The 26009-nt window shown below is 71.5% G+C and carries 21 protein-coding genes; 10 read left to right on the top strand and 11 right to left on the bottom strand.

The window, feature by feature from the left end:
* Nucleotides 1-26 precede the first annotated feature (26 nt).
* The 6 genes from BJ961_RS10945 to BJ961_RS10920 all read right to left on the bottom strand — a co-directional run bounded on the left by BJ961_RS10945 (nt 27) and on the right by BJ961_RS10920 (nt 4193).
* Nucleotides 27-1484, bottom strand: a complete 1458-nt coding sequence (locus BJ961_RS10945) for a nucleobase:cation symporter-2 family protein (protein WP_271321137.1) — start codon at nt 1482-1484, stop codon at nt 27-29.
* A 65-nt stretch (nt 1485-1549) separates the two neighbouring features.
* Nucleotides 1550-2485 (bottom strand): factor-independent urate hydroxylase, encoded by a 936-nt coding sequence (gene pucL, locus BJ961_RS10940; RefSeq protein WP_271321136.1) that lies wholly within the window; start codon nt 2483-2485, stop codon nt 1550-1552.
* Between the two features lie 7 nt (nt 2486-2492).
* Nucleotides 2493-2900, bottom strand: a complete 408-nt coding sequence (gene uraH, locus BJ961_RS10935) for a hydroxyisourate hydrolase (protein ID WP_271321135.1) — start codon at nt 2898-2900, stop codon at nt 2493-2495.
* Between the two features lie 2 nt (nt 2901-2902).
* Nucleotides 2903-3412 carry a 2-oxo-4-hydroxy-4-carboxy-5-ureidoimidazoline decarboxylase gene (uraD, locus tag BJ961_RS10930; protein WP_271321134.1) on the bottom strand — a complete coding sequence of 170 codons (510 nt, stop codon included), beginning with the start codon at nt 3410-3412 and terminating at the stop codon, nt 2903-2905.
* Nucleotides 3413-3561: 149 nt separating this feature from the next.
* Nucleotides 3562-3930, bottom strand: coding sequence for a helix-turn-helix domain-containing protein (locus tag BJ961_RS10925; protein ID WP_271321133.1), 369 nt, complete (start codon nt 3928-3930; stop codon nt 3562-3564).
* Complete coding sequence (locus BJ961_RS10920; RefSeq protein ID WP_271321132.1) at nt 3927-4193, bottom strand: thiamine-binding protein; 267 nt, start codon at nt 4191-4193, stop codon at nt 3927-3929. Before BJ961_RS10920 ends, BJ961_RS10925 begins: the two co-directional genes overlap by 4 nt.
* A gap of 141 nt (nt 4194-4334) precedes the next feature.
* Here BJ961_RS10920 and BJ961_RS10915 point away from each other — a divergent pair, with 141 nt between their 5' ends.
* The 5 genes from BJ961_RS10915 (at nt 4335) to BJ961_RS10895 (ending at nt 9149) form a co-directional block, all read left to right on the top strand.
* A complete protein-coding gene (locus tag BJ961_RS10915; protein ID WP_271321131.1) occupies nt 4335-5174 on the top strand; it encodes a TIM barrel protein in 840 nt (279 codons plus the stop codon).
* Between the two features lie 48 nt (nt 5175-5222).
* The gene (locus BJ961_RS10910; RefSeq protein WP_271321130.1) at nt 5223-6113 is read left to right on the top strand and encodes a 2-hydroxy-3-oxopropionate reductase; all 891 of its coding nucleotides are present in this window, start codon (nt 5223-5225) and stop codon (nt 6111-6113) included.
* Between the two features lie 217 nt (nt 6114-6330).
* Nucleotides 6331-7794 carry a catalase gene (locus BJ961_RS10905; RefSeq protein WP_271321129.1) on the top strand — a complete coding sequence of 488 codons (1464 nt, stop codon included), beginning with the start codon at nt 6331-6333 and terminating at the stop codon, nt 7792-7794.
* 451 nt (nt 7795-8245) lie between these two features.
* Nucleotides 8246-8488 (top strand): hypothetical protein, encoded by a 243-nt coding sequence (locus tag BJ961_RS10900; RefSeq protein WP_271321128.1) that lies wholly within the window; start codon nt 8246-8248, stop codon nt 8486-8488.
* A 70-nt stretch (nt 8489-8558) separates the two neighbouring features.
* Nucleotides 8559-9149: a TIGR04222 domain-containing membrane protein gene (locus BJ961_RS10895; protein ID WP_271321127.1), complete on the top strand. Its 591-nt coding sequence runs from the start codon at nt 8559-8561 to the stop codon at nt 9147-9149.
* 82 nt (nt 9150-9231) lie between these two features.
* Here the strand turns inward: BJ961_RS10895 and gcl are convergent, their stop codons facing one another.
* Nucleotides 9232-11016 (bottom strand): glyoxylate carboligase, encoded by a 1785-nt coding sequence (gene gcl / locus BJ961_RS10890; protein WP_271321126.1) that lies wholly within the window; start codon nt 11014-11016, stop codon nt 9232-9234.
* Between the two features lie 147 nt (nt 11017-11163).
* On the opposite strand from gcl, the gene BJ961_RS10885 reads away from it, so the two are divergent.
* A complete protein-coding gene (locus tag BJ961_RS10885; RefSeq protein WP_271321125.1) occupies nt 11164-11850 on the top strand; it encodes a hypothetical protein in 687 nt (228 codons plus the stop codon).
* Nucleotides 11851-11867: 17 nt separating this feature from the next.
* Here BJ961_RS10885 and BJ961_RS10880 read toward each other — a convergent pair whose 3' ends face one another.
* Nucleotides 11868-14081, bottom strand: a complete 2214-nt coding sequence (locus BJ961_RS10880; protein ID WP_271321124.1) for a trypsin-like serine protease — start codon at nt 14079-14081, stop codon at nt 11868-11870.
* Nucleotides 14082-14128: 47 nt separating this feature from the next.
* Nucleotides 14129-14674, bottom strand: a complete 546-nt coding sequence (locus BJ961_RS10875; protein ID WP_271321123.1) for a hypothetical protein — start codon at nt 14672-14674, stop codon at nt 14129-14131.
* 540 nt (nt 14675-15214) lie between these two features.
* Between BJ961_RS10875 and BJ961_RS10870 the strand changes: the two genes are divergently transcribed.
* From BJ961_RS10870 to BJ961_RS10860, 3 genes are all read left to right on the top strand, one after another.
* Nucleotides 15215-18583, top strand: a complete 3369-nt coding sequence (locus BJ961_RS10870; protein WP_271321122.1) for an ALF repeat-containing protein — start codon at nt 15215-15217, stop codon at nt 18581-18583.
* A 124-nt stretch (nt 18584-18707) separates the two neighbouring features.
* Nucleotides 18708-20663 (top strand): DNA/RNA non-specific endonuclease, encoded by a 1956-nt coding sequence (locus BJ961_RS10865; protein ID WP_271321121.1) that lies wholly within the window; start codon nt 18708-18710, stop codon nt 20661-20663.
* 31 nt (nt 20664-20694) lie between these two features.
* Entirely contained in the window at nt 20695-21738 is a 1044-nt protein-coding gene (locus tag BJ961_RS10860; protein WP_271321120.1) for a hypothetical protein, read from the top strand.
* A 6-nt stretch (nt 21739-21744) separates the two neighbouring features.
* Here the strand turns inward: BJ961_RS10860 and lbuL are convergent, their stop codons facing one another.
* Together lbuL and BJ961_RS10850 are read right to left on the bottom strand one after the other, a co-directional pair.
* A complete protein-coding gene (gene lbuL, locus BJ961_RS10855) occupies nt 21745-23358 on the bottom strand; it encodes a linear/branched/unsaturated fatty acid:CoA ligase LbuL (RefSeq protein ID WP_271321119.1) in 1614 nt (537 codons plus the stop codon).
* Complete coding sequence (locus BJ961_RS10850) at nt 23355-25031, bottom strand: AMP-binding protein (RefSeq protein WP_271321118.1); 1677 nt, start codon at nt 25029-25031, stop codon at nt 23355-23357. Before BJ961_RS10850 ends, lbuL begins: the two co-directional genes overlap by 4 nt.
* 124 nt (nt 25032-25155) lie before the next feature.
* On the opposite strand from BJ961_RS10850, the gene BJ961_RS10845 reads away from it, so the two are divergent.
* Entirely contained in the window at nt 25156-26004 is an 849-nt protein-coding gene (locus tag BJ961_RS10845; RefSeq protein ID WP_271321117.1) for a helix-turn-helix transcriptional regulator, read from the top strand.
* Nucleotides 26005-26009: the final 5 nt, after the last annotated feature.

Below are 26009 nucleotides of genomic sequence, written 5' to 3'. Positions count from 1 at the left end.
ACCCACGGGGAGGGCACGGCAGGACCCTAGGAGGATTTGAGTGCCGGAACGGTGGTGCGGCTCCGGGTGCCGAGATGGTGGAAGAACAGGTTGAGGGCGACCGCGACGATGGCTCCGGCGCTGATGCCGGAGCCCAGCACGGTCTGCGCCCAGGCGGGGAACTGGGCGTAGAAGGTCGGCGCGGCCAGCGGGATGATGCCCGCGCCGAGCGCCACGGCGACCAGGATGATGTTGGAGCTGTCGTCGAGTCCGGCCTCGGACAGCGTGCGGATGCCGCTGACGGCGATGGAGCCGAAGAGGACGATGCCCGCGCCGCCGAGGACCGGCATCGGGACCAGCGAGACGACCGCGCCGAGGACGGGGAAGGCGCCGAGGACGAGCAGGGTGGCGCCGGCGACGGCGACGACGTAGCGGCTGCGCACCCGGGTGAGGGAGACGACGCCGACGTTCTGGGCGAAGGCGGAGGTGGGGAAGCCGCCGAAGACGGGGCCGATCAGGGTGGCGAGGCCGTCGGTGCGCAGGCCGCGGGTGATGACCCCGGCGTCGGCGCGGCGGTCGCAGATCTCGCCGAGGGCGAGCATGCCGGCGGACGACTCCGTCATCAGGACCAGCATGACGATGCACAGCGAGAGGATGGCCGCGGGCTGGAACTCGGGGGCGCCGAAGGCGAAGGGCGCGGGCAGGGCGGCGATCGGCGCGGAGTCCAGGGCGCCGAAGTCCGCCATGCCGAAGGGGATGGCGGCCAGGGTGCCGATCAACAGGCCGAAGAGCAGTGCCACTTGCTTGACGAAGCCCTTGCCGAAGCGCTGGATGACCAGGATGACGGCGAGGGTGGAGGCGGCGAGCGCGAGGTTGCGCATCGAGCCGAAGTCGGCGGCGGTCTTGTCGCCGCCCTGGGCCCAGCCGACCGGGACCGGCATCAGCGTGACGCCGATGAGGGTGATGACGACGCCCGTCACCAGCGGCGGGAAGAAGCGCAGGAGCCGCCCGAAGAACGGGCCGACGGCGAGGCAGAAGACACCCGCGACCATCACCGCGCCGTAGACGGCGGGGAGTCGGCTGCCCTCGGTGTTGGTCTCGACGATGGCGAGGATGGGCGCGATACCGGCCGAGGAGGCGGCGTTGACGAACGGCAGGCGGTTGCCGACGAAGCCCTTGACGCCGAGGGTCTGGAGCAGGGTGGCGACGCCCGCGATGAGCAGCGAGGCCGCGATCAGCCGGGTGCGGCCCTCGATGTCGAGGCCGCAGGCCTGGCCGATGATGAGCGGAGGGGTGACGACGCCCGCGTACATGGCGGCGATGTGCTGGAGCGCGGCGGGGACGAGCCGCGAGGGGTGGAGCTTCTCGTCGACCGGGTGCACGGACGTGACGGCGTCCTCGGTGTGCACCGGCGGGGTGGTGCCGGGGCCGGTGGCCGGGGTGGAGTCCGGGCCGGTGGCGGCGGAACCCGGGCCTGTCGCGGGCCCTTTCGCAGGCAGTGCCATGGTGTTTCCTCCGGTGTGGCGTGCCTCCGGCCCCGGGGGGTGGGGCCGGCGGCACGCGTCCCGCGTCAGAGGTTGGTCATGTCGACCGGGATGAGTTGCTCGGCGCCGTCGCGCAGGATGGTGGCCTCGATCAGACCGTAGGGGCGGTCGGCGGCGTAGTACACGGCGCCGTCCTTGGCGTCGTTGTCGATCCCGAAGGGCGACAGGTCCGAGCGGAAGTGGTGCTTGTTGGGCATCGAGAAGCGGATCTCGTCGACCTCGTCGCGGGAGTTGAGCACCCGCACACCCATCTCGAAGAGGGTCTGCTGGAGCGAGTACGAGTAGGTCTCGGCGAACGCCTGGAGCGCGTGCTTGCGCACCCCGCCGTAGGAGCGGTCCCAGTCGGGGGCGTGCGAGTCGATGCCGTCCCAGTTGTGCCGCCACCAGGTGGAGACGGTGGTGGCGAGGATGCGGTCGTGGTCCTCCTGGAGGGTCGTGTACTTGTCCTTGAGGAAGCCGAAGAACTCGGAGTTGGTGGAGTTCAGGACGGTGAGGTCCTTGAATCCGGAGAGCACCTGGATGCCGTGGCCGTCGTAGGTGATCTGGGCAACGCGGGTCTCCTGGCCGGTGCGGACGAAGGAGTGGGCGATCTCCTCCGAGCCGACGAAGCGGGCGCCGCCCTTGGAGGTCTCGATCCGCTCCCAGCCGTACTCCTCGACGCGGATGCGGGCCCGGTGGATGGGCTCGTTGTCGTCGACGAAGTGGCGGGCGAGCTTGACGCCGAGGTCCTCGGCGCTCTCGATGCCGTGCTCCTTGGCGAAGGCGAACACCGTGTTCTTGGTGGTGTCGGTCGGCAGGACGTTGGCGTTGGAGCCGCTGCGGTGGACCTCCTCCATGTCGCCGGAGAGGGCGACGGAGACGTTCAGGTCCTTGATGTGGTGCGTGTCGCCGTCCCGCGTGATCTTGACGACTCGGTTCTCGGCCTTGCCGTACTGGTTCTGTCCCAGGACGAAACGGGTCATGATTCGGTCAGCTCCCTCGGTAAACGGAGTAGCCGAACGGGTTGAGCAGCAGCGGAACGTGGTAGTGCTCGCCGGGCACCACCGCGAAGGTGATGGTGACCTCGGGGAAGAACACGGGCCGGCCGTTCTCGCTGTCCCGGAGCGCGGGGGCGTCCTGCTGGGCCGCGGCTTGTTTCTTGGCGAAGTACGTCTCGGTGTCGAAGTCGAGCCGTACGTGGGTGGTGCCCTCCGGCAGGGCCGGGAGGTCCTTGCACCGGCCGTCGGCGTCGGTCGCGGAGCCGCCGAGTGCCTGCCAGTCCACTTCGCGGCCCGCACGGGCGGCGAGGCGGACGGCGACGTCCCCGGCGGGGCGGCCGACGCTGGTGTCCAGGATGTGCGTGGACACGGAGGCGGTGGTGCTGGTGCTGGTGCTCATGGTCAGGCGTCCTGTTCGACGAGTCGGGTCAGGCGGATGCGGTTGATCTTCCCCAGTTCGGTGCGGACGATCTCCCGCTCCTGCTCGGGCGAGTTGCCGATCCGCTCCAGAGCCGCGTCCCGCATCTGCTCGCCGGTCCGGCCGGTGGCGCAGATGAGGAAGACGTGGCCGAACTTCTCCTGGTAGGCCAGGTTCAGTTCGAGCATCTCCGCCTTGAGGCCCTCGGCGGCGCCCGCCATGCCCGCCTGTTCGCGGGACGAGGTCGGGTCGCCCGGCTTGGGGCGGCCGATCGGCGGGTGCCCGGCCATCGCCTGGGCGAGGTCGTCCGCGGTCAGCTCCGCCGTGGCGGCGTCGCTGGCGGCGTGGAGGTCCTCGAGGGTGGCGAAGGGGCGGGCGGTGAGCAGTTGCCGGGCCCACGCCGTGGAGGCGCACGCCTCAAGGAGTCCGGCGCGTGCCGAGGTCTCCTCGAGGGCGTTGAAACGGGCCAGGCCCGACGCGGAAGTGGACGTCACGGGAGCCTCCGTGGCCTTGTGCTGAGCGGGCGTGCCGATAGCTAACGCCCTCGGAAACAAGCCGTCAACACTTTGTTGAAAATTCGGGGTCGGAAAAGCCGCCGCCCGGTTACCGGACGGCGGCTGGGGACGCGGGGGAACCGTGCGGGTCAGGTGCCCTTCTCGCGGTTGAGGTAGTTGTACACGGTGAAACGGCTGACGCCGAGGGCGCCCGCGACGGTCTCCACACCGTGCCGTACGGCGAAGGCGCCGCGCGCCTCCAGGGCCCGTACGACCTCCTGCTTGGTCCGGCGGTCGAGGTCGGCCAGCGGCCTGCCCTGCCGGCGTTCCATCGCGGCCAGGATGTGGTCGAGGGAGTCGGCGAGTTGGGGCAGGCGCACGGCGACGACGTCGGCGCCCTCCCAGGAGAGCACGACGTCCTCCGCACCGGCCTCGTCCGGCGGCAGCATCTCGCCGCCCATCGCGTCGACCAGGGGCTTGACGGCCGCGATGAACGGCTCCTCGGCCGGGCCGGTCACCGCTCGCCCTCTTGCGCGCCGTCTTCTCCGACCACGTTGACCTGGAGCGAGATCCGGGTGGCACCGGCCTCCAGGGAGCGGCGCAGCAGCGCGTCCACGGCGGTGAGCACCTGGTCGGCGCGGCCCTCGGCGGTGTTGCCGAAGGGGCCGACGTCCACCGCGTCCAGCTCGGCCGCCTCGACGACCTCCCGGGCCACCACCGCGTGGGCGGGCGCCTCGTCCAGGTCGAAGGGCTCGGTCGTGAACTCCACTCTCAATCGCACGCGGTCAACCTAACGCGGGGTGACCGCTTTGCGCCGCCCCCTCTTGACAACAGCCGCACTCCCCGGGCAACCTTCCATCAAGCAGAAACGAACTTCCGTAATGCGGAATATCGATCGAAACGGAAGGGAGCGCGGCACCCGATGGGCTTCGCAGATCAGCGCTTCAACGTCAACCTGTCGATCCTCTTCACGGAACTCCCGCTCCTGGAGCGCCCCGCGGCCGCCGCGGCGGCCGGCTTCACCGCGGTCGAGCTGTGGTGGCCCTGGATCGACTCGCCCACCCCCGAGCAGTCCGAGCTGGACGCCCTCAAGGCGGCCGTCGAGGACGCCGGCGTCCGGCTCACCGGCCTGAACTTCTACGCCGGGCGGCTGCCCGGACCCGACCGCGGCGCGCTGTCGGTCCCCGGCGAGGAGTCGGACCGCTTCCGCGCCAACATCGACGTGGCCGCCGACTTCGCGAAGTCGCTGGGCTGCACGGCCCTCAACGCGCTGTACGGCAACCGCGTCGAGGGCGTGGACCCGGCCGAGCAGGACCGGCTCGCGCTGGAGAACCTGGTCCTCGCGGCCCGCGCGGCCGACCGGATCGGCGCGGTCCTGCTGGTCGAGGCGCTCAACAAGCCCGAGTCGCCGCTGTACCCGCTGGTGTCGGCACCGGCCGCGATCGCGGTCGTGGACCAGGTCAACGAGGCCACCGGGCTCGGCAACGCCAAGTTCCTCATGGACCTCTACCACCTGTCCATGAACGGCGAGGACCTGGCGCAGGTGATCGACGCGTACGCCGCGAAGACCGGCCACGTCCAGATCGCCGACAACCCGGGCCGCGGCGCCCCCGGCACTGGCTCCCTCCCGCTGGAGGACCTGCTCGACCGCCTTCGGAAGGCCGGGTACGACGGCTGGGTCGGCCTGGAGTACAAGCCGGGCGACGTCCCCAGCACCCAGTCCTTCGCCTGGCTGCCGGCCGAGGCCCGCGCGGCCCGCTGAGCGCCGCCCCGCAGGAATTCTCCACAGATTTTCAGAGAGGCACCCATCATGAGCACCCTCCCCAAGGTCGCCTGGATCGGTCTCGGCATCATGGGCTCCCCCATGTCCGAGAACCTGATCAAGGCCGGTTACCGGGTCACCGGCTTCACCCTGGAGCAGGACAAGCTGGACCGCCTGTCCGCCGCCGGCGGCACCGCGGCCGGCTCGATCGCCGAGGCCGTGCGCGACGCCGACGTGATCATCACCATGGTGCCCGCGTCCCCGCAGGTCGAGGCCATCGCGTACGGCCCCGAGGGCATCCTGGAGAACGCGAGGTCCGGCGCGCTCCTGGTCGACATGTCCTCGATCACCCCGCAGACCTCGGTGGACCTCGCGAAGGCGGCGAAGGACAAGGGCGTCCGCGTCCTGGACGCCCCCGTCTCCGGTGGCGAGGCCGGTGCGATCGAGGCCGTGCTGTCCATCATGGTCGGCGGTGAGCAGGCCGACTTCGACGAGGCCGGGCCGCTCCTGGAGGCGCTCGGCAAGACCATCGTGCTGTGCGGTCCGCACGGCTCGGGCCAGACCGTGAAGGCCGCCAACCAGCTCATCGTCGCCGTCAACATCCAGGCGTGCGCCGAGGCCGTGGTCTTCCTGGAGAAGTCCGGCGTGGACCTGAAGGCCGCCCTGGACGTGCTGGGCGGCGGTCTGGCCGGCTCGACCGTGCTGACGCGGAAGAAGGACAACTTCCTGGCCCGCGACTTCAAGCCGGGCTTCCGCATCGACCTGCACCACAAGGACATGGGCATCGTCACCGACGCCGCCCGCAACGTCGGCGCCGCGCTGCCGGTCGGCGCCGTGGTGGCCCAGCTGGTCGCGTCGCTGCGCGCCCAGGGCGACGGCGGCCTGGACCACTCGGCCCTGCTGCGGGCCGTGGAGCGCCTGTCCGGCGACCGGGTCTGACCGCCGTACGCACCACCTCATGACCTCCGGGTGGCGCCGCCGCTGACACCTGTCCTGTCGCGCCCGAGCGGCGGCGCCGCCCGGAACCCACTTCAACAAACTGTTGACGTGCTACCGCCCCAAACTTAGGCTCCACGAAGCGGAAACACATTTCCACTCACTGTTTCCCTGCATGTTTTCGCTGAACCCTCGTCTGCAAGGCCACGGAAGGTCCACGATGTCGCAGCGCGTACTCACCACCGAGTCCGGCGCCCCGGTCGCCGACAACCAGAACTCCGCTTCCGCCGGCATCGGCGGCCCCCTCCTGATCCAGGACCAGCACCTCATCGAGAAGCTCGCCCGCTTCAACCGCGAGCGCATCCCGGAGCGTGTGGTGCACGCCCGCGGCTCCGGCGCGTACGGCCACTTCGAGGTGACCGACGACGTCACCGGCTTCACGCACGCCGACTTCCTGGACACCGTCGGCAAGCGCACCGAGGTCTTCCTGCGCTTCTCCACCGTGGCCGACTCCCTCGGCGGCGCGGACGCGGTCCGCGACCCGCGCGGCTTCGCGCTGAAGTTCTACACCGAGGAGGGCAACTACGACCTCGTCGGCAACAACACCCCGGTGTTCTTCATCAAGGACCCGATCAAGTTCCCCGACTTCATCCACTCGCAGAAGCGCGACCCGTTCACGGGCCGTCAGGAGCCGGACAACGTCTTCGACTTCTGGGCGCACTCCCCCGAGGCCACGCACCAGATCACCTGGCTGATGGGCGACCGCGGCATCCCGGCGTCGTACCGCCACATGGACGGCTTCGGCTCGCACACCTACCAGTGGACGAACGCCAGGGGCGAGTCCTTCTTCGTCAAGTACCACTTCAAGACGGACCAGGGCATCCGCTGCCTGACCGCCGACGAGGCCGCGAAGCTCGCGGGCGAGGACCCGACCTCGCACCAGACGGACCTGGTGCAGGCGATCGAGCGGGGCGTGTACCCGTCCTGGACGCTGCACGTGCAGCTGATGCCGGTGGCCGAGGCGGCGAACTACCGCTTCAACCCGTTCGACGTGACCAAGGTGTGGCCGCACGCCGACCACCCGCTCAAGCGGGTCGGCCGGCTGGTGCTCGACCGCAACCCGGACAACGTCTTCGCGGAGGTCGAGCAGGCCGCGTTCTCCCCGAACAACTTCGTCCCGGGCATCGGGCCGTCCCCCGACAAGATGCTCCAGGGCCGCCTGTTCGCCTACGCGGACGCGCACCGCTACCGCCTGGGCGTCAACCACACCCAGCTGGCGGTGAACGCGCCGAAGGCCGTGCCCGGCGGCGCCGCCAACTACGGCCGCGACGGCCTGATGGCGGCCAACCCGCAGGGCCGGTACGCCAAGAACTACGAGCCCAACTCCCACGGCGGCCCGGCCGAGACCGGCACCCCGCTGGCGGCCCCGCTCGCGGTGTCCGGCCACACCGGCACCCACGAGGCGCCGCTGCACACCAAGGACGACCACTTCGTGCAGGCGGGTGCGCTGTACCGGCTGATGAGCGAGGCCGAGAGGCAGCGGCTGGCGGCGAACATCGCCGGCGGCCTGTCCCAGGTCTCCCGCAACGACGTGGTCGAGAAGAACCTCGCGCACTTCCACGCCGCGGACCCCGAGTACGGCAAGCGCGTGGAGGAGGCGGTCCGCGCCCTGCGCGAGGACTGATCCACCGGCTCGCGCACGGAACCCGGCGGGGAGGCCGGGCCGTGTGCGCGGCCCGCGCAGGCACCGAAGCGCCCCGGATGAGGGGTGAGCGCCCAGGTGCCGGCGCGGGCAGGGCGAGGACCGCGGCGGCCAGCGAGCCAGTGCGGTGGTGAAGGGCACGGACGCTTCTCCTACGACCTGAGGGGAGGAGCCGTTCCGGCCCGTCGCACCGCCGCGGTCCCAGCCACCCGCCTCTCGTGACCGAGAGGCCCCCCTACCCCGTCCGGCGGCGCGAACGACCTGTCGCGCCCAGCCTCGCGCCGCCGGACGGACACCACGTGCGGCGTTCCTCACCAAGAACCTTCACCGGCCGACGAGCGCCGGATGCGGACGGTCCCGCATCCGGCGCTTCTCGGCGTTCACCCGAGTGCTCCGGCGTGCGGATCGACCGCGCGCGCAGCAGCCTGGAGTCATGGCTACGGCACACCCACCCGAGCGTCCGCACATCGTCGTCCACTCCCCCGCCCTGGACGGCTCCCGCCGTGTCACTTCCGGCGAGGAGACCCTGGGCGTCGCCTCGCACGTCGACGACGTCGCCGAACTGCTGCGGCTGGCCGACCTGTACGTGACCGACGTCGAGGACAGCGACCTGGTCGAGTGGCAGGGCGGCGGCCCGGAGGACTGGCCGGGGCTGCACGAGCACCCCGGTGGCTGAACGCGCGTAGGAGCCCCCGGCAGCGGGCACAACCCCGGGAACGCGGGGATGCACGGGGGAGGTGCGTGTCGTGGGCGGTGGCACGGAGATCGGGTGGGAGCCGCACCAGATCGCGCTGCTGGGCGGTGGTCCGCGGGCCGCCGTCACGGTGGCGGTGGTCGCCCTGCACCTGCTGGGCGCCGTGGAGACCGGCCCACGCGGGACGCTGTGCGCGGCCGGTCCCGAGCCGGAGGGACTGGAGCCGTTCGAAGGGACCGTCCTGGACTGCCTGCACGAGCCGCTCACCGTCCGCGAACTGGTCCGGCACCCGGACGTCCGCCTGGCCCTGGCCCTGACACGCATCCCGCTCGCCGAGGACGGGCTCCTGGGCCGCCCCTGGCTGAGGCCGAACCGCGGCGCCCGCCGGCGCGTGGCGTTCTGGCGGGAGCGCCATCCCCTGCCGGTCGTCAGGCACGGTCTGACCGACGACGACACGCTGCTCGCGGTCGCCCTGCACGGTGATGCCGCACTGCGTCTCCTGCTGCCCCGTTTCGCCGAGCGGGCCTGGCTCGTCGAGCGGGTGGAGGTGGAGGACCGGGACACGCGGCGGCACTCACCGCGCGGCGGTCCGAACGGTGCGTCCGGCCCCTTCTCCTGCGGCGGCGGGGGCGGCGCGGACTGAATGCGCCCCGCGGGGGCCCGCTCGCACGGGAGCGGCCCACCCCCGGGGGGGACGGGCCGCTCCCGGCGCTCGGGTCTCGGCGTCAGACCTTCAGCGGCCTGATCGCGGTCGGGGCGTGCCCCGGCTCGGTCGCCGGCTCCTCGAACTCCGTGACGTTGCCGATGTCGTTGGTGCCCGACATGGAGATGTTGGTGACGCGCTCCAGGATCGCCTCGACGACGACCGGCACCCGGTGCTCGGCGGCCAGCTTCTTGGCCTGCTCCAGCGCCGCCCCCAGCTCGTTCGGGTCGGTCACCCGGATCGCCTTGCAGCCCAGGCCCTCGGCGACCTTGACGTGGTCGACGCCGTAGACGCCCAGCTCGGGCGAGTTGATGTTCTCGAACTCCAGGTTGACCTGGAAGTCGATCTCGAACGCCCGCTGCGCCTGGCGGATCAGGCCCAGGTAGGAGTTGTTGACCAGGACGTGCACGTACGGGATCTTGTGCTGCGCGCCGACGGCCAGTTCCTCCAGCATGAACTGGAAGTCGTAGTCGCCGGAGAGCGCGACGACCTGCGCGTCCGGGTCGGCCTTGGCGACGCCGAGGGCGGCCGGGACGGTCCAGCCGAGCGGTCCTGCCTGGCCGCAGTTGATCCAGTGCCGCGGGCGGTAGACGTGGAGCATCTGGGCGCCGGCGATCTGGGAGAGGCCGATGGTGGAGACGTACCGGGTCTCCGGGCCGAAGGCCTTGTTCATCTCCTCGTAGACGCGCTGCGGCTTGATCGGGATGTCGTCGAAGTGCGTACGGCGCTGGAGGGTGGCCTTGCGCTCCTGCGCGGAGGCGGCCCACGCGGAGCGGTCGGGCAGCTTCCCGGCCGCCTTCAGCTCCTTCGCCACCTCGACGAACAGCTCCAGGGCGGCCCCGGCGTCGGAGGCGATGCCGTAGTCCGGGGCGAAGATCTTGCCGATCTGGGTCGGCTCGACGTCGACGTGGACGAACTTCCTCCCGGCCGTGTAGACGTCCAGCCTGCCGGTGTGGCGGTTGGCCCAGCGGTTGCCGATGCCGAGGACGAAGTCGGACTCCAGGAAGGTCGCGTTGCCGTAGCGATGCGAGGTCTGCAGGCCGACCATGCCGGCGTTCAGCTCGTGGTCGTCGGGGAGCAGGCCCCAGCCCATCAGGGTCGGGACGACCGGGGTGCCGGTCAGCTCGGCGAACTCCACCAGCAGGTCGGCGGCGTCGGCGTTGATGACACCGCCGCCGGCCACGAGCAGCGGGCGCTCGGCGGCGTTGAGCAGGCCGATGGCCTTCTCGATCTGGGCGCGGGTGGCGGTGGGCCGGTAGACCGGGAGCGGTGCGTAGGTCTCCGGGTCGAACTCGATCTCGGTGGTCTGGACGTCGATCGGCAGGTCGATGAGGACCGGGCCGGGGCGGCCGGAGCGCATCAGGTGGAACGCCTGCTGGAACACGCCGGGGACCTGCGCGGCCTCCAGCACGGTGACGGCCATCTTCGTCACCGGCTTGGCGATGGAGGCGATGTCGACGGCCTGGAAGTCCTCCTTGTGGATCACCGCGGTCGGCGCCTGGCCGGTGATGCACAGGATCGGGATCGAGTCGCCGATCGCCGAGTACAGGCCGGTGATCATGTCGGTGCCGGCCGGACCCGAGGTGCCGACGCAGACGCCGATGTTGCCGGGGTGGGTGCGGGTGTAGCCCTCCGCCATGTGCGAGGCACCCTCGACGTGGCGGGCGAGCGTGTGCTGGACCCCGCCGGACGCCTTGAGCGCCGCGTAGAACGGATTGATCGCCGCGCCCGGCACACCGAACGCGTCGGTGACGCCCTCGCGCTTGAGAATCTCAACTGCCGCTCGGGCAGCGGTCATACGAGCCATCGAGTACTCCTGCTCCGGCTGTCGGATTCGCACTCCCGTCGCGCCCCGCGGTGAGCTTCTTCCGTAGCAACTTCCGTATAGCGAAATTTGTTTTCTACGATCTGGAAGTAATGTAAGTGGGCAGCCGAAGGCCGTCAAGGGAGGACGATGGGGGTCATGTCCGAGACCATCTCGGTGTGCTGCACCGCCTGCGGGCGTCGGCACCGCTACACGGCACCGTCGTATCCGTGCGCCTGCGGGGCGCCCGTCGCACCGGAGCTGGATCCGTGCCGGGCCGCGACCGCGGTCACCCACCGCGCGTGGGACGAGGAGTGGATCGGGGTGCGCTGCGGGGCCTGCGGTGCCGAGAGCCGGTGGCCGCGGCCGGAGCTGGGGTGCCCGTGCGGGACGGTGCTGTGCGTGCCGGTGGACCCGGCCGCCGCGGGCCGGGCCGGGCGGGCCCCGGGCTCACGGGTCCCGGCGCACCGGGCCGTGCCGATCCGCACCGCCCGCGACGCGGTCACCGCCGCCGTCCTCTACCTGCGCGGCCTGGGCCACCGGGACGTGCGCCGCGCCGACCAGCGGCCCCTGTCCGGCATCGGGCTGGCCTCGCCGGGCCTCGTCGTCCAGGTGGATCCGACGGTGGGCCCGGCCTCGGTGCGGGACGTGGAGTGCCTGTGGCTGACGGCGATGTCGGAGTCCGCGCGGTGCCTGTACTTCTCGCTCGCCGGGTACGCGCGGGAGGCCCGCGTCCGCGCCGACCTGCTGGACGTGCCGCTCTTCGTGCTCGAACCGTACGGTGTGCCGCGCCCGGCAAACGCGCCGGCCGCGGCGTTGGACGCCACGGCCGGCTGAGGGGTGTCGCGGGGTGCCTACCTCGCCACGTACCCGAAGGTGGTGCCGACGGCCGGGAGGCCGCCCTGGCCGGGCTGGTACACGGTGGGCTCGGCGTTGGGCTCGCCGAGGGTCACGTTGGACATCGGCAGGGCGTACATGGCGCCGGTGCTGGTCGGGCCGTAGGGCATGCCGACGTACAGGTGGCTGCCGGTGAAGTGGAGGCTGGAGCCGAGGCGCTGGTTGGCGCCCGGCGCCCCGGGGATGCCGTCGCCGTCGCCGGACTCGATCCACTTGTCGTTGACGCCGGGCGAGCCGAGCATCGAGAAGACGTGGACCGCGCCGGCACTGGCCGTGCTCCCGATGGCCTCGTCCGGGATGCCGACGGCCAGCTTCATCGTCGCCACGGTGCTCACCGCGCGGGGTGCTGTGTTGACGGCGGTGAGGGCGGCGCCGAAGTGGTCGCCGGCCTCGGCGGTGCCGGACACGTCGTCGTCGGCGGTGCCCGACCAGATCCCGTTGGTCTGGCTGTAGGTGCCGGACGCGGTGACGCGGAAGACGAGGACGTTGCCCGCCTCGGCCTTGCTGACGCCGTTGACGTTCAGGGCCTCGCCCGGGGAGCCGACCGCGAGGAGCGACTCGTCGGCCGTCGCCGAGCCCGACGGACGGTAGGGGGCGAGCGCCAGTGCCGCGCCGAAGCGGTCGCCCTTCTCGGCGCCGCCCGAGACGGTGTCCAGGTCCTGGTCGAGACCGAACAGCGGGGTGGGCCGCTTCTCGCTGTTCAGCGCGTGCGAGAAGACCGCGACCATGCCGGCGGCGTCGTCTCCGGCGATGTTCTCGTTGGGGGTGCCGATCGCGAGGTGGTTGGCGTCCGCGGCGAGCACCGCGCCGAAGCCGTCGTTGGTCTCCACCGTGCCGGGCACGTCCAGCCTGTCCTGGTGCACGCCGACGTTGGTGCCGCCGCGCACGTAGTACACCTGGCCCGCCTTGGCGACGGTGCCGAGCTTCTCGCCGGGCGTGCCGATGGCGATGAAGGGCTCACCGGCGGCGGTGGTGCCGGCGGCGAGGGCGTCGCCCATGAGGTCGCCGGTCTCCGAGGCGGAGGCGGCGAGGGTGCCGTTGCCGGTGCCCTGCTCGAAGTGGGTGGCCTTGGTCGCCGAGGTGCCGAGGCCGCCCCGGCCGCCGTGCAGGACGTCGACCATGCCCGTGTCGACGGCCTCGCCGAGGTTCTCGCGCGGAGTGCCGACCACGAGGTCGGTGCAGCCGTCCTCGTCGTAGTCGACGGTGGCCAGCGCCGTACCGAACTGGTCGTTGCCCTCGGAGCCGCCCGGCACCCAGTCGAGGTCCTGGGTGATCTCGGCGGTGCCCTTGCCGCCGCCGTAGACGACCCTGACCAGGCCCGCCTTGGCGTCGCCGCCGACGGTGGCCATCGGGTCGGCCACGGCGACGTCCTCGACGCCGTCGCAGTTGAAGTCGGTGATCCGGTTGGCGCCGGCCTTGGACGCCACCCAGGAGCCGAGGTCGTCGACGCGGGTGACGACGCCGCCGGTGCGCGTCTCGGCGGCGTCGATGCCGAGACAGCCGGCCTGGTAGGAGCGGCTGCCGAGCGCGGCCAGTTGCGCGGCACCGTTCACCGTACGGACCAGGGGGCCGCCGGTGTCGCCCATGCACGCGGCCACGCCGTCCTTGCCGGTGACCGTGGCGGTCGTGGCGTCGGCCGCGTCGACGGAGAAGGCGCCGGTGTGCAGGTTCAGCGGAGCCCACTCGGTCTGGGTGCGGCCGTAGCCGGCCAGGGTCAACTCCTCGCCCGTGGTGGGCGCGGCGCCGGCCAGGGCCACCGGGGCGACGTTGGTGACCGGGCGGTTCAGCCGGGCCAGGACGGCGTCGCGGTCGGTGCGGGGCACCAGCTCCACGACCGTGCGGACCGCGCCCCCGGTTCCGGCGAGGTCGGCGCGGCCGATGGTCGCCGTGGTGGTGAGGGCGGGCTTGCCCGCGGGGACGGCGAGTGACTCGGCGGGGTTCTCCGCGAAGCAACTGGCCGCGGTGAGCAGCCACTCGGCGTCGACCAGGACGCCGGAGCAGCCGCGGTCGTGGTCACCGACGGTGAGCTGGGCGGCGAAGGAGTACGTCGTGTTGGAGTCGGGAACTGCGGGGCCGGTCACGGCGTTCGCCGGGGTCGCGGTCAGGACGACCGGCCCGGCGAAGAGCGTGGCGGCGAGTGCGGCGAGCCGCGAGGATCTGGTGTTTCGCATCAGCACTTTCCTGCAGACAGTCGGAAGGGACGATGTGGGCCGGCACCTCACTTGGTGGTGCGAATCTCCACCAGCAGGTGTTCGCGGCCCTGCTCGTCCGCACTCTCGCCCACCGCGGTCCAGGTGTTCTTCTCGATGTCGAAGGACTTCTCCTCGTCCCCGACGGTCATGTCCACCTGAGTGGCGTAGTCGTTGCCCCTGACGAGGTAGACGGCGGGGATCTCCATGGTGAGCCAGCCGGAGGTGCCCACGGTCCGGAAGCAGATGGGGTCCCCCGCGCGCCTCGCCATGACTTGGATGAGGTCAGTGCCGGAGGCGCAGTCGGCGAGAGTGATGTGACCGTCACCACGCTTGAGCACGATGCCCCGCTCCTCAAGGATCCGGTCGGCGCCCGGGTAGTTGAAGTCCTCCACCGCATAACCGGGACCCTCGTCGGCCACGGACACCGCCGGGCCGCTGCCCTCGTCTCCGCTCTGCGTCCCGGCCGCCAGGACTCCGAACGCCACGGCACCGGTGGCCATGCAGGTGATCAGGGTGCGCGCGACGATCCTCTTGCGGTGCGACTTGGCCGTGCTCACGACGTGTGCCTTCATCTCATTCCTTCGTCGATCCGTGAATGGCTGCGCCCTCGACGACCGGGGTGATACGTCGGGCCGCCCCTGTAGCGGGCAGTATCGGGAATCGCTCTCAACCGGCCTTTTCGAGGGGCTGCGGGAATCGTCTGCCTTTGAAGTTCCCCATGTTTCGGCAGCTTTCGAACCCGGCGAACATCAACCCCCACCCCCCTCGCTCCGACCTCGTCGAAAAGGTGCGGAAACGTCGTCCTCCAAGATCCCGATTTCACCGTGCCCATACATGTCATCGCCCCCTGGCGATCTCGTCCACCGCCTGAACCTGAGCAAAACGGACCGGACTTGGAGATCGAGTGTGAGATCCGTCACTCCACGTGGAGATGGTGTGACCAAATGCGAAGAAGTCGCACAGAGCAAATAGTGGCATTCACGACCCATCGCCTGACTACCTCTCAATTTTTATCGGGTGCAATTGATTTCCACATGACGGCGCGTTGGAATGGTCTGGTCTGAGCTTGCATTCGCTGCCCGTCAACCACTGACGACGAGGACAACACTTCTATGCAGACGACGTACTGGAGTCGCAGACGACTCCTCGGCGCGGTTGCCGCTACCACCGCCGCAGCCGCCGCCCCCTTGTCGCTCGCGCTTCCGTCCCCCGCCCTGGCCGCCGACGCCGATCCCGCCGACTCACTCACCTTGCCGGACACCGACCGCGCGAAGGTCGTCAAGGCGTTCATGACAGGCGGCCGGGCCACCAAGGCCGCGGCCACGTACGCCTTGTACGGCACCGACGCGGAAGTCCAGACGTTCCTGACCGAGACGCTCCCCAAGGTCAGGGTGGAGGACAACCGCGTCGCCATCGCCAGATCCCTCGTCCGGGCCGGCAAGGGCACGCGCCGGGACGCGGTGGCCGCCCTGGACGGCGGTGACGACGCGATCGCCGCGTTCCTGGCGCAGGGCTACCAGCCCGCGCTGCTGGAGGACCTGAGCGTGGCGACCGCCATCGTCTCGTCCACCGGCGACAAGGCGGTCAGGCGAGAGGCGTCCACTGCCCTGAACTCCGGCACCCGCCAGGCCTTGGAGACCTTCCTCACGGACGGTCAGTACGATGCCGCGCTGGAGGACGCCCGGGTTCAGGTGGCGGCCATGCTGGTCAGCGCCGGACCCGAGGTGCGCAAGTACGCCGATCGCGCGCTGAACGGCTCGGCCACGGACGTCCAGTGGTTCCTCGACACCGGCCAGCACATCGCCCGGGCCCGGGACCAGGAGTCCGCGACCATCGCCGAACTCGTGGCGGTGGTGGAGCGGGAGGGCAAGCGCGCCCGGGCCGAGACCGACCTGGCCGTCGAGGCGTCGGAACGTGCCGAGACCGCCGCCCAGAAGGCGAAGGAGGCGGCCGAAAGGGCCGCCGCCGAGGCCGCGGCCGCCCAGCAGGACGTGAAGAAGTCCGCTGCGGCCGCCCGTAAGGCGGCGAACGCCGCGAAGGGCGCGGCGAACGCCGCCCGCGACGCCATCAGCGCCTCGAACGCGGCCGTCACCGCCTCCCGTCGCGCCTCCTACGCGGCCACCGCCGCCTCGCACGCCGCCGCGTCGGCCGGCAACGCCGCCGCGCGCGCCTACAACGCGGCCATCGCCGCGTCCAAGGACGCCGGCAAGACGCAGGCCGCCAAGAACGCGGCCGTCGCCGCTCGCGACGCGGCCGCGAAGGCCCAGTCCGCGGCCAAGGCCGCCGACTACGCCGCCGCCGCCACCGCCCAGTCCGTCAACGCGGGCATCGCCGCGGCGGGCGCCGCGCGCAACTCCGCCGCCGCCGCACGGGCCGCCGTGCAGGCGGCCGAGGCCTCCGGCGCGGCCCAGTCCGAGGCCGCCGAGGCCAAGCGGCAGGCGGCCATCGCGACGGCCGCCGCCAACCGCGCCACCAACTCCGCCTCCACCGCTCAGGCGCTCGCCAACACGGCGGCTTCCGCCGCGCGTCAGGCTCGCGACGCCGCCAACTCCGCGGCCGCACACGCGTCCAAGGCCGCCGACGCCGCCGAGGAAGCGGTGAAGAACGCGGGCAAAGCCATCGACTACGCCAACAAGTCCACCGCGCACGCCGCGGAGGCCGTGAAGGCCGCCGACACCGCCACCAAGGCGGTGACGGACGCCATGACCGTGGAACAGAACGCCCGGGACGCGGAGCTGGCCCGCATCGAGCAGGAGAAACTGCAGGGCATCGACGAGGCACGCCAGCTGGCCCAGATCGAGGCCGCCGAGAGGGCCGACTACGAGGACAAGCGCACCCAGGACGCGCAGACCGAGCAGGCCCTCAAGGAGGTCATCGCCGCGGCCGAGAAGGCGTTGTGGGAGACCGGTGACCTGACGCTCGCCGCCACACTGGGCCGCAAGGCCGCCACCGGGCTGCTGGACAGCAAGGGCCCGTGGACGCGGCAGGCCGCTCAGTTCGCACTCGCCGGCAGCGACGAGGACGTGCTCTCCTGGGTGGACCTCGACCGAACCCTCGCCATGAACCAGGACGACCGGGAGACCGTCCTCTACCTGGCACAGATATCCAGCCCCACCATCGCGGAAGCGGCTTACGCCGCCCTTCAGGACTCCAGTTCGACCGCGGTGGGGGACTTCCTCACCTCGGGCGTCATCCGGGCATCGCAGGACGACAACAAGGTCCAGATCGGGCGCATCCTCGACGACGATCCGGGCAAGGCCGTCATCAAGGCCGCCAACGACGCGCTCGACGAGAACACGCCCGAGGGTTACCAGGACTTCTTCGACCGTACCTACCCGGCCGCGGTGCGGGAGGACGACTCGGTGGCCACCGCGACGTTGACGGCCACCGGCGGCGAGTACGTGAAGGCGTACGCGGAGGTGGCCCTGGAGGGCCCCACCTGGATGCGCCGGAGTCTCGTGCAGACCGCGCAGTACAAGGCGGCACGACTCGATCACGACTCCGCCACCCACGTCGCCGCGATCCGCGGGTCGATCGCGGCCGCCGCCAAGATCGCCTACCAGGCGCAGAAGGACGCGGCGGATGCCTCGAAGGCGGCAGCCGACGCGCGCAAGGCAGGCGAAGAGGCGCAGGAGTGGGCCGACAAGGCGCTGGACGCGGCGGACAAGGCGAGCGGCTACTCCCAGCAGGCCGAGGACAACGCCGACGCCGCCGACCGTTCGTCGGCTGCCGCCCAGGCTTCGGCCAACCAGGCCAGCGCGGCGGCCGCGACCGCGCGCCAGGCGTCCCGGTCGGCGAACTACTCCGCGAACAAGGCCATCGACGCCGCCCGTTCGGCACTCCAGTCCTCCTACAGCGCTCAGGCGTCCGCGGCGGCCGCCCGCCAGTCCGAGCTGCAGGCGGGCCGGGACAAGGCGGCGGCTGCCGCCGCCGCCAGCCAGGCACACCAGATCGCCGACCAGAAGCGCCGGATCGAGATCCAGGAGAAGGCCCGTGAGGCCGCCGAGAAGGCGAGGGAGCAACGCCAGCAGGGCAGAAACCCGGCCGACAGCGGCACCAACGACGAAGTCCGCCCCAACGGCACCGACACCGGCACCGGAGGGGAGGGCGAGGACTGGTGGTCGGACGCCGGCTGGTGGGCCGACACCGCCAACAAGGTCAGCGTCGCCTCGGGCCTGATCGCCGCCGGACTTGGTGCCGCCAGTCTGGTCTTCCCGCCGCTCGCCGCGGGCGCGGCGTTCTTCGGCTATGTGTCGCTGGGCGCCGGCGCGCTGAGCGCTCTCTTCACCGGTATCGAACACGGCTTCCTCAGCGGCGAGTTCGTCAGCTCGGTCGGAAGCGCCGCCCTCAACCTGGCCACCTTCGGCCGCGGCAAGGCGGTGAAGTCGCTCGTGAAGAAGGCCTCCCCCGTGGTCAGCAAGATCGCGCACGAAGGCAAGGAGCTGGTCTCCGACTTCGTCGACGACCTCGTCCCCTTCTGACGAGGACCCCCCACTCGCGCAACGGGTGATGCCCCGCCCCGCCGGTGCCCGGCGGGGCGGTCCCGTGCGTCCCCCGGGCCCCGCTCACCAGGCAGCACGTCACATCCGAAAGGCATGTACGACAATGCGACCATTCTCGCTGTTCACCCGGCTCCAACGGGCGGCCGTCCCGTTGCTGGCCGTCCTGGCCCTCGGTGTCACCACCACCGCGATGGCGCCGGTCTCCGAGGCGTCCGCCGCGGCCCCCCGCACGGTGGACCGGATCAAAGCGGCAGCCCCGGCCAACCCCCCGGCCCCGGTGGAGACGGAGCCCCTCCGCGTCACCCCCGGGGAACACTGCACGCCCACTCCCACCGGTTCCCGCGAGCGCAGGGCGGGCGCGGTGGAGTCCTGCGTCACCATGAGAGCCGCGCCGAAGGCGCCGACCGGGGCGCAACAGGACCTCGCCGGAGCGCAGTCGACGGCCGCGGCCGACCCCGTCGACTCGGCCAGCTGTGCGATCACCAAGCCGGGAACCTGGACCTTCAACCGGTTCGGCTACTGCGTGACCGGCCTCACCGTCCTGTACGTACTCAAGGACAGCAACGGCAAGGAGGTCGGCACCGGCACCCTGGAGGTGCTCACCAGTGCCCTCCTGCCCGCCGCGGACACAACGTGGAACGAGCACGTCACCGTGACGATGACCGGCGCGACCGGCGCCGTGACGTCCCTGATCGCGAAGTTCAGGTCCTCGTGCTCGGCCGGCTGCACGGCCACCAAGAACGCTCCGTGGTACGGGGGCGCCATGGTCAAGGGCGACTCCCGCAACGGCCATGTCTCCTACTCCTCGTCACCGGCCCCCGGCACGAAGACCGAGTTCACGACGTCGTACATGCTGTACGTGTCCTATCCCGGCGCCACGATCACGGACCCGAGCGCCTCCTGGAGCAATCCAAAGGAGATCCGCTGCGACGACGACGTCCGCGACGCCACGTCCACCGGCACGCCCAGCCCCGGCTGCGTGGTGCCCAGCATCATGCCGACCGTCGAGATGGACGGCACGGCGGGTGCCGCGGCGGTCGGATACCAGTGGGCTCAGCAGAACCTCGCCGACGGCTGGGGGGCCGCCAAGCCGCTGACGCGTGCGAAGAGCGGCATCTCCGACCGCACCAGTCGCACCTGCGGGGGGTCCGACCCCTTCCAGCCGATGCCGAACGTCGTCGCGAACGACAGCTGTGGCACGTTCCCCTTCGCGGCCACCCATGAGGGAGGAACCGACGGTTCCCTGTGCAGCGAGATCGTCCTCAAGGACACCGGTGGCGGCTGGGCCGTCCAGCAGTTGGGGAACGCGGACCCCAGCAGGCCCTGCGTGCGCGCCCACATACCGCAAGCTGCCAACCAGGCCGCCGAGGCCCAGCTCTCCGACGGCTTCGTGGACCAGCGGGTTCTGGAGGCCGAGCAGTTCCTGTTGAAGATCACGGACTCCACCGCCGTCCGGCAGGGCGCCTGTCTGCAGACCTTGCCGACCGGATCGGTCCGGGCCGGTGACGGATGGATCGAGAACACCACCCAGGCCGTCGACGAGGTCAACAAGACCACCACACCGAACGGACCCGGCACCCGCGCGGCCAAGGCGACGGCCTGCCTGGGGAAGAACCTCGACGGCGGCTCCGACGCCTCCGGTGACATCACCGGATGGCAGGACGCGCAGCTGTACCGCGACACCTACGCTCCGAAGGCCGGCCTCGCCCGCTGTCACCTGATACCCAACGTACTCGGCGGCAAGGGCCAGATACTGGACGGCGGGCAGGACAATCTCGTCCCCTGCTGGCAGTCCGGCATGAACACCGGCACGCCCAGCATGCGGACCTTCGAGCAGGCGGCACAGAAGCTGGTGAAGGAGGACACCAACTTCAAGGCCACCGACGCCCTCTTCTACCAGGTGACACCCGACTACCGGGACGACACCAGCACCATCCCCCTCGGGGTCACCATGACCGCTACAGTGCAGCGGGCGGACGGGACGTCGCAACCGCTGTTCCCCGAGGTCTACATCCCCAACACGAAGGGCAACACCGGGACACTCAACCTCGGGAACTGAACCCAGCCGAATCTCGCCATCGGGAGCCAGTATGAGTCGCACCACCCCACCGCGGCCGTTCGACGTCACCGCGGTCTTCCCCCAACTGGCCCCGCTGGCCCGCACGGCGACCCGGCTGCACCCTCGCGCCGGGTCGCCGACGCCGGACGACAGCTCGGTCGGCGGGCCGCTGCGGTGGCCCGCCGACGAGCCGTGGCCGTACTGCACCGGACCGCACGAGTGGGACCAGTTCAACGACCCCTCGTCACCGGAGGACGTGCGGGAACAACGGCGCATCCAGACCGCTGCGGCGAACCGGTCGCGCGGCAACCCACGGGGAGTCGAATACACGCCCGAGGAGAAGGCGGTCCTCACCCGGATCTACGCCGGGCACCCGTGGCCCGAGGGCCCGATCGCCATGGTGCCCGTGGCCCAGCTGTACCGGCGTGACATTCCCCTGCTGGCCCGGCCCGGGGGGTCCGACGCCGATCTGCTCCAGGTGCTGTGGTGCCCCTTCGACCACCCGGAGCACCCCAGGACCGCGCTGTTCTGGCGGTCCGCCACCGCGGTCACCGACGTCCTCGCCACGCCTCCCGAACCGCCCGCGGTCCAGACCTCCGACTACGTGCCCGCGCCGTCCCTGCTCTCGCCGGAGGAGGTCACCGAGTACCCCCACTTCATGGAGCTGGACAAGGAGTTGCGGGAACAGCTCGCGGACTGGGACCGGTGGCGGGCCGCCGGGCCCGCGGTGGACGACTCCTACGCCGTGGCGCCGCAGGAGTTCTACGGGAACAAGCTGTCCGTCGCCCCCGGCTGGAAGGCCGGTGGCTGGTCCCGTTGGGGTCTGACCGATCCCATGCCCCGCCTCTGCTCCGTGTGCGGCGCCGCGATGGACCCGCTGCTGACCATCGCGTCGACCGAATGGAACGCCGGCTCCACAAGCTGGGCCCCCGAGGGAGACCAGGCGCGGGATCCGCTCCCGCCCGGCGTTCCCCCGGCCAACTACACCCGCGTCGTCGTCGCCGGCGGCTACGGCCTGCAGCTCCACGTCTGCCCGGCGTCCACGGACCACCCGCACCTCGAGCTGATCCAGTAGGCCTCGTCAGGCGCGCTCTCCGTACCGCTCCCGCAGCTCCACCTTGCGCACCTTCCCCGAGACGGTCATCGGGAAGGAGTCCAGGAGTTGGAGGCGGGTGGGGACCTTGTAGTGGGCGAGCTGCCCGTCGCAGTACTCCCGCAGCTCCTCCAGGGTGAGCGGGTCGGCCGCGTCGCGCACGACGACGCAGGCGAGGGCCTCCTCGCCGTAGCGCTCGTGCGGTACGCCGACGACCTGGACGTCCGCGATCTTCGGGTGGGCGTACAGGAACTCCTCGACCTCGCGCGGGTAGATGTTCTCGCCGCCCCGGATGATCACGTCCTTGATGCGGCCGACGATCTCCACGTACCCGTCCTCGCGCATCACCGCGAGGTCCCCGGTGTGCATCCAGCGGCCCTGGTCGATCGCCTCGGCGGTCCGCTCCGGCTCCTGCCAGTAGCCGAGCATCACGCTGTAGCCCCGGGTGCGCAGTTCGCCCGCGTCGCCGCGCGGCAGGGTCGTGCCGGTGACCGGGTCGACGACCTTGACCTCGATGTGCGGCAGGACGCGGCCGACGGTGCCGGTGCGGTGTTCGAGGTCGTCGTCCATGCGGGTCTGCAGGGAGACCGGGGAGGTCTCGGTCATGCCGTAGCAGATGGAGACCTGCTCCATGTGCATCTCGGCGACCACCCGCTTCATCACCTCCACCGGGCAGGGCGAGCCCGCCATGATGCCGGTGCGCAGGGAGGTGAGGTCGTAGGAGGCGAAGTCCGGCAGGTTCAGCTCCGCGATGAACATGGTCGGGACGCCGTACAGGGACGTGCAGCGCTCCCGCTGCACCGCCTCCAGCGTGGCCACCGGCTCGAAGGACGGGGCGGGGATGACGATGCAGGCGCCGTGGGAGGTGGCCCCCAGATTCCCCATCACCATGCCGAAGCAGTGGTAGAAGGGCACCGGCAGGCACACCCGGTCCTGCTCGGTGTAGCCGACCGTACGGCCCACCCAGTAGCCGTTGTTGAGGATGTTGTGGTGGGAGAGGACGGCACCCTTGGGGAAGCCGGTGGTGCCGGAGGTGTACTGGATGTTGACCGGGTCGTCGCAGCTCAGCTCGGCGGCGAGGGCGTCGACCCGCTCCTGCTCCACCGCGGCGGCGCCCGCGGTGAGCGCGTCCCAGGACGGGTCGCCGATGTGGACGGTCTCGCGCAGCGCGGGGCACCGGCCGCGGACCTGGTCGACGATCGCCCGGTAGTCGCTGCTCTTGTGGGCGAGGGAGGCGACCAGCAGGGTGGCGCCGGACTGCTGGAGGACGAACTCCAACTCGTGCGCCCGGTAGGCGGGGTTGACGTTCACCATGATGACGCCGATGCGGGCGGTGGCGTACTGGACGAGGACCCACTCGGGGCAGTTGACCGCCCAGATGCCGACCCGGTCGCCCTTGGTGACGCCCTTGGCGAGCAGTCCCCGCGCCACCTGGTCGACGGCGGCGCCGAACTCGGCGTAGGTCCAGCGCCGTCCGGACGGTACGTCGACCAGGGCCTCGCGGTCCGGGTGGGCGGCGATCGCACGGGCGAGATCGGCGCCGACCGTGTCGCCGAGGAGCGGGGTGGTGCTGGTCCCGTGGGCGTAGGAGGGTTCGGTCACCGGAAGTCCTCCTCGCGGTGCTCGTCGGTGGAACCGGCGGCGGTGGCCTCGCGCAGTTCGATGCGGCGGATCTTGCCGGAGACGGTCTTGGGCAGTTCGCCGAACTCCAGGCGGCGCACCCGCTTGTAGGGGGCGAGGACCCGGCGGGAGTGCTCGAAGAGCACCTTCGCGGTGTCCGGGCCGGGCTCCCAGCCCGCCGCCAGCACGATGTAGGCCTTGGGTACGGCCAACCGCAGGTCGTCGGGGGCCGGCACGACCGCCGCCTCGGCGACCGCCTCGTGCTCCAGCAGGGCGCTCTCCAGCTCGAACGGGGAGATCTTGTAGTCGGAGGCCTTGAAGACGTCGTCGCTGCGTCCGACGTACGTCAGGTATCCGTCGGCGTCCCGCGAGCCGATGTCCCCGGTGCGGTAGTAGCCGCCGGCCATCGCCTCGGCCGTGCGGTCAGGGTCGCCGTGGTAGCCGGTCATCAGGCCGACGGGACCGGCGGACAGGTCCAGGGCGATCTCGCCCTCGTCGACGCCCGGTGCGCCGGTCACCGGGTCGAGGAGCTCCACCCGGTAGCCGGGACTGGGGCGGCCCATGGAGCCCGTCTTCAGCACCTGTCCGGGGCTGTTGGAGACCTGGACGGCGGTCTCGGTCTGCCCGAAGCCGTCCCTGATGGTCCGGCCCCAGGAGCGGCGGACCTGTTCGATCACCTCGGGGTTGAGCGGCTCACCGGCGGCGACGACCTCCCGCGGCGGGGTGGCGAGCTGCGTCAGGTCGGCCTGGATGAGCATGCGCCACACGGTGGGCGGGGCGCAGAAGGTGGTCACGCCGGCCCGGTCCATCTCGGCCATCAGCCGGGCCGCGTCGAACCGGGTGTAGTTGTGCAGGAAGACGGTCGCCTCGGCGTTCCACGGCGCGAACAGGTTGGACCAGGCGTGCTTGGCCCAGCCGGGCGAGGAGATGTTCAGGTGCACGTCGCCGGGTTTCAGCCCGATCCAGTACATGGTCGCCAGGTGCCCGACGGGGTACGACACGTGGGTGTGCTCGACCAGCTTGGGCCGGGCGGTGGTGCCGGAGGTGAAGTACAGCATCAGCGGGTCGTCGGCGGCGGTCGGGCCGTCCGGGACGAAGGTGTCGGAGGCGGTGTACACGTCCTCGTACCGCTGCCAGCCGGGTGCCGTCGCACCGCCGCCGACCGCGACGCGCGTGTAGTCGCCGGGTACGTCGTCGAACTTGCCGGTGTCCTCGGAGCGGACGATCACGTGCTTCACCCGGCCGCGGTCGACGCGGTCGCGCAGGTCGGCGGGGCCGAGCAGGGTGGTGGCCGGGATGACGACGGCGCGCAGCTTCATCGCCGCGAGCGCGGTCTCCCACAGTTCGGCCTGGTTGCCGAGCATGACGAGGACCCGGTCCTCCGGGCCGACGCCCCACTCGCGCAGGCGGTTCGCGACGCGGTCGGAGCGGGCGGACATCTCGGCGAAGGAGACGCGGACCTCTGTGCCGTCCTCCTCGACGATGTGCAGGGCGGTGCGCTCGTTGCCGTCGGCGATGACGTCGAACCAGTCCAGCGCCCAGTTGAAGTGGTCGGGGCGGGGCCAGGTGAAGCCCTCGTAGGCGGCGGTGTAGTCCTCGCGGTGCTCCAGCAGGAAGTCCCGTGCGCTGCGGAACAGCTCCGTGGCCGTCGTCATCTGTCCTCCTCGGTGCCGGGCCCTGCCGGGCGGCTCTGTGCCATCGTGTAGTGCGTGATGTGGGTCTCACTACCCCCGAACGGGGGTGTGCGTCCCGGGTCGGGCACGAGGGAGGGTGGAACGAGTGGCGGTGGACTCGGCGGACGCGGCTGAGATCCGCAGCGCGCTGGTGCGGCTGCGGCGCACGACCGGGCTGCCGGTGGCCTTCGGCGGCCTCCTGGAGTCCGGGCGGCGCCAGGTGCGCATCAGCGAGCTGAGCGGTACGGCCACGGCCGCGCTCAGCGCCCTCGCGGTGACCTCGGGCAACGGCCTGGGCGGCAGGGCGGTGGCGCTGTGCCGGCCGTGCGCCGTGACGGACTACTCGGTCTCCCGGCAGATCAGCCACGAGTACGACCTCCCCGTCGCCGTCGAGGGCCTGCGCTCGGTCCTGGCGGTGCCGGTGGTCGTACGGCGCCGGGTGCGCGGCGTGCTGTACGGCGCCCTGCGCACGGCCCAGCCGCTGGGCGACCGCACGCTGAGCGCGGCCGTGGCGGCGGCGCGGGACACGGAGCAGGCGCTGCTGCTGCGGGACGAGGCGGACGAGTTGCTGGCGGCGGCCGCACCGCGGGCGGCGCACGCGCCCGCGCACGATCCGGCGGGCGGCGCGGCCTGGGAGCAGGTGCGGGAGGCGCACGCGGCGCTGCGGGCGCTGGCGCCGAGGATCACGGACCCAGCGCTGCGGGAGGAGTTGCTGCGCGCGTGCGGCCTGCTGGCGGCGGGGACCGGGCCCCTCCCGGGGCCGCGGCTGGCTCCGCGCGAGGTGGACGTGCTGGCCTGCGTGGCGGCGGGCGCGACGAACGGGACCGCGGCAGAGCGCCTCGGGGTGGGCCCGGAGACCGTCAAGAGCTATCTGCGCTCGGCGATGCGCAAGCTGGGCGCCCGCACCCGCACGGAGGCCGTCGCGACCGCCCGCCGGACGGGGTGGCTGCCGTAGGAAGC

The sequence above is a fragment of the Streptomyces lienomycini genome, assembly GCF_027947595.1.
GTDB classification, from domain to species: Bacteria; Actinomycetota; Actinomycetes; order Streptomycetales; family Streptomycetaceae; genus Streptomyces; species Streptomyces lienomycini.
The sequence above is the reverse complement of the archived record's forward strand: the minus strand, read 5'-3'. Positions and strand labels throughout refer to the sequence as shown.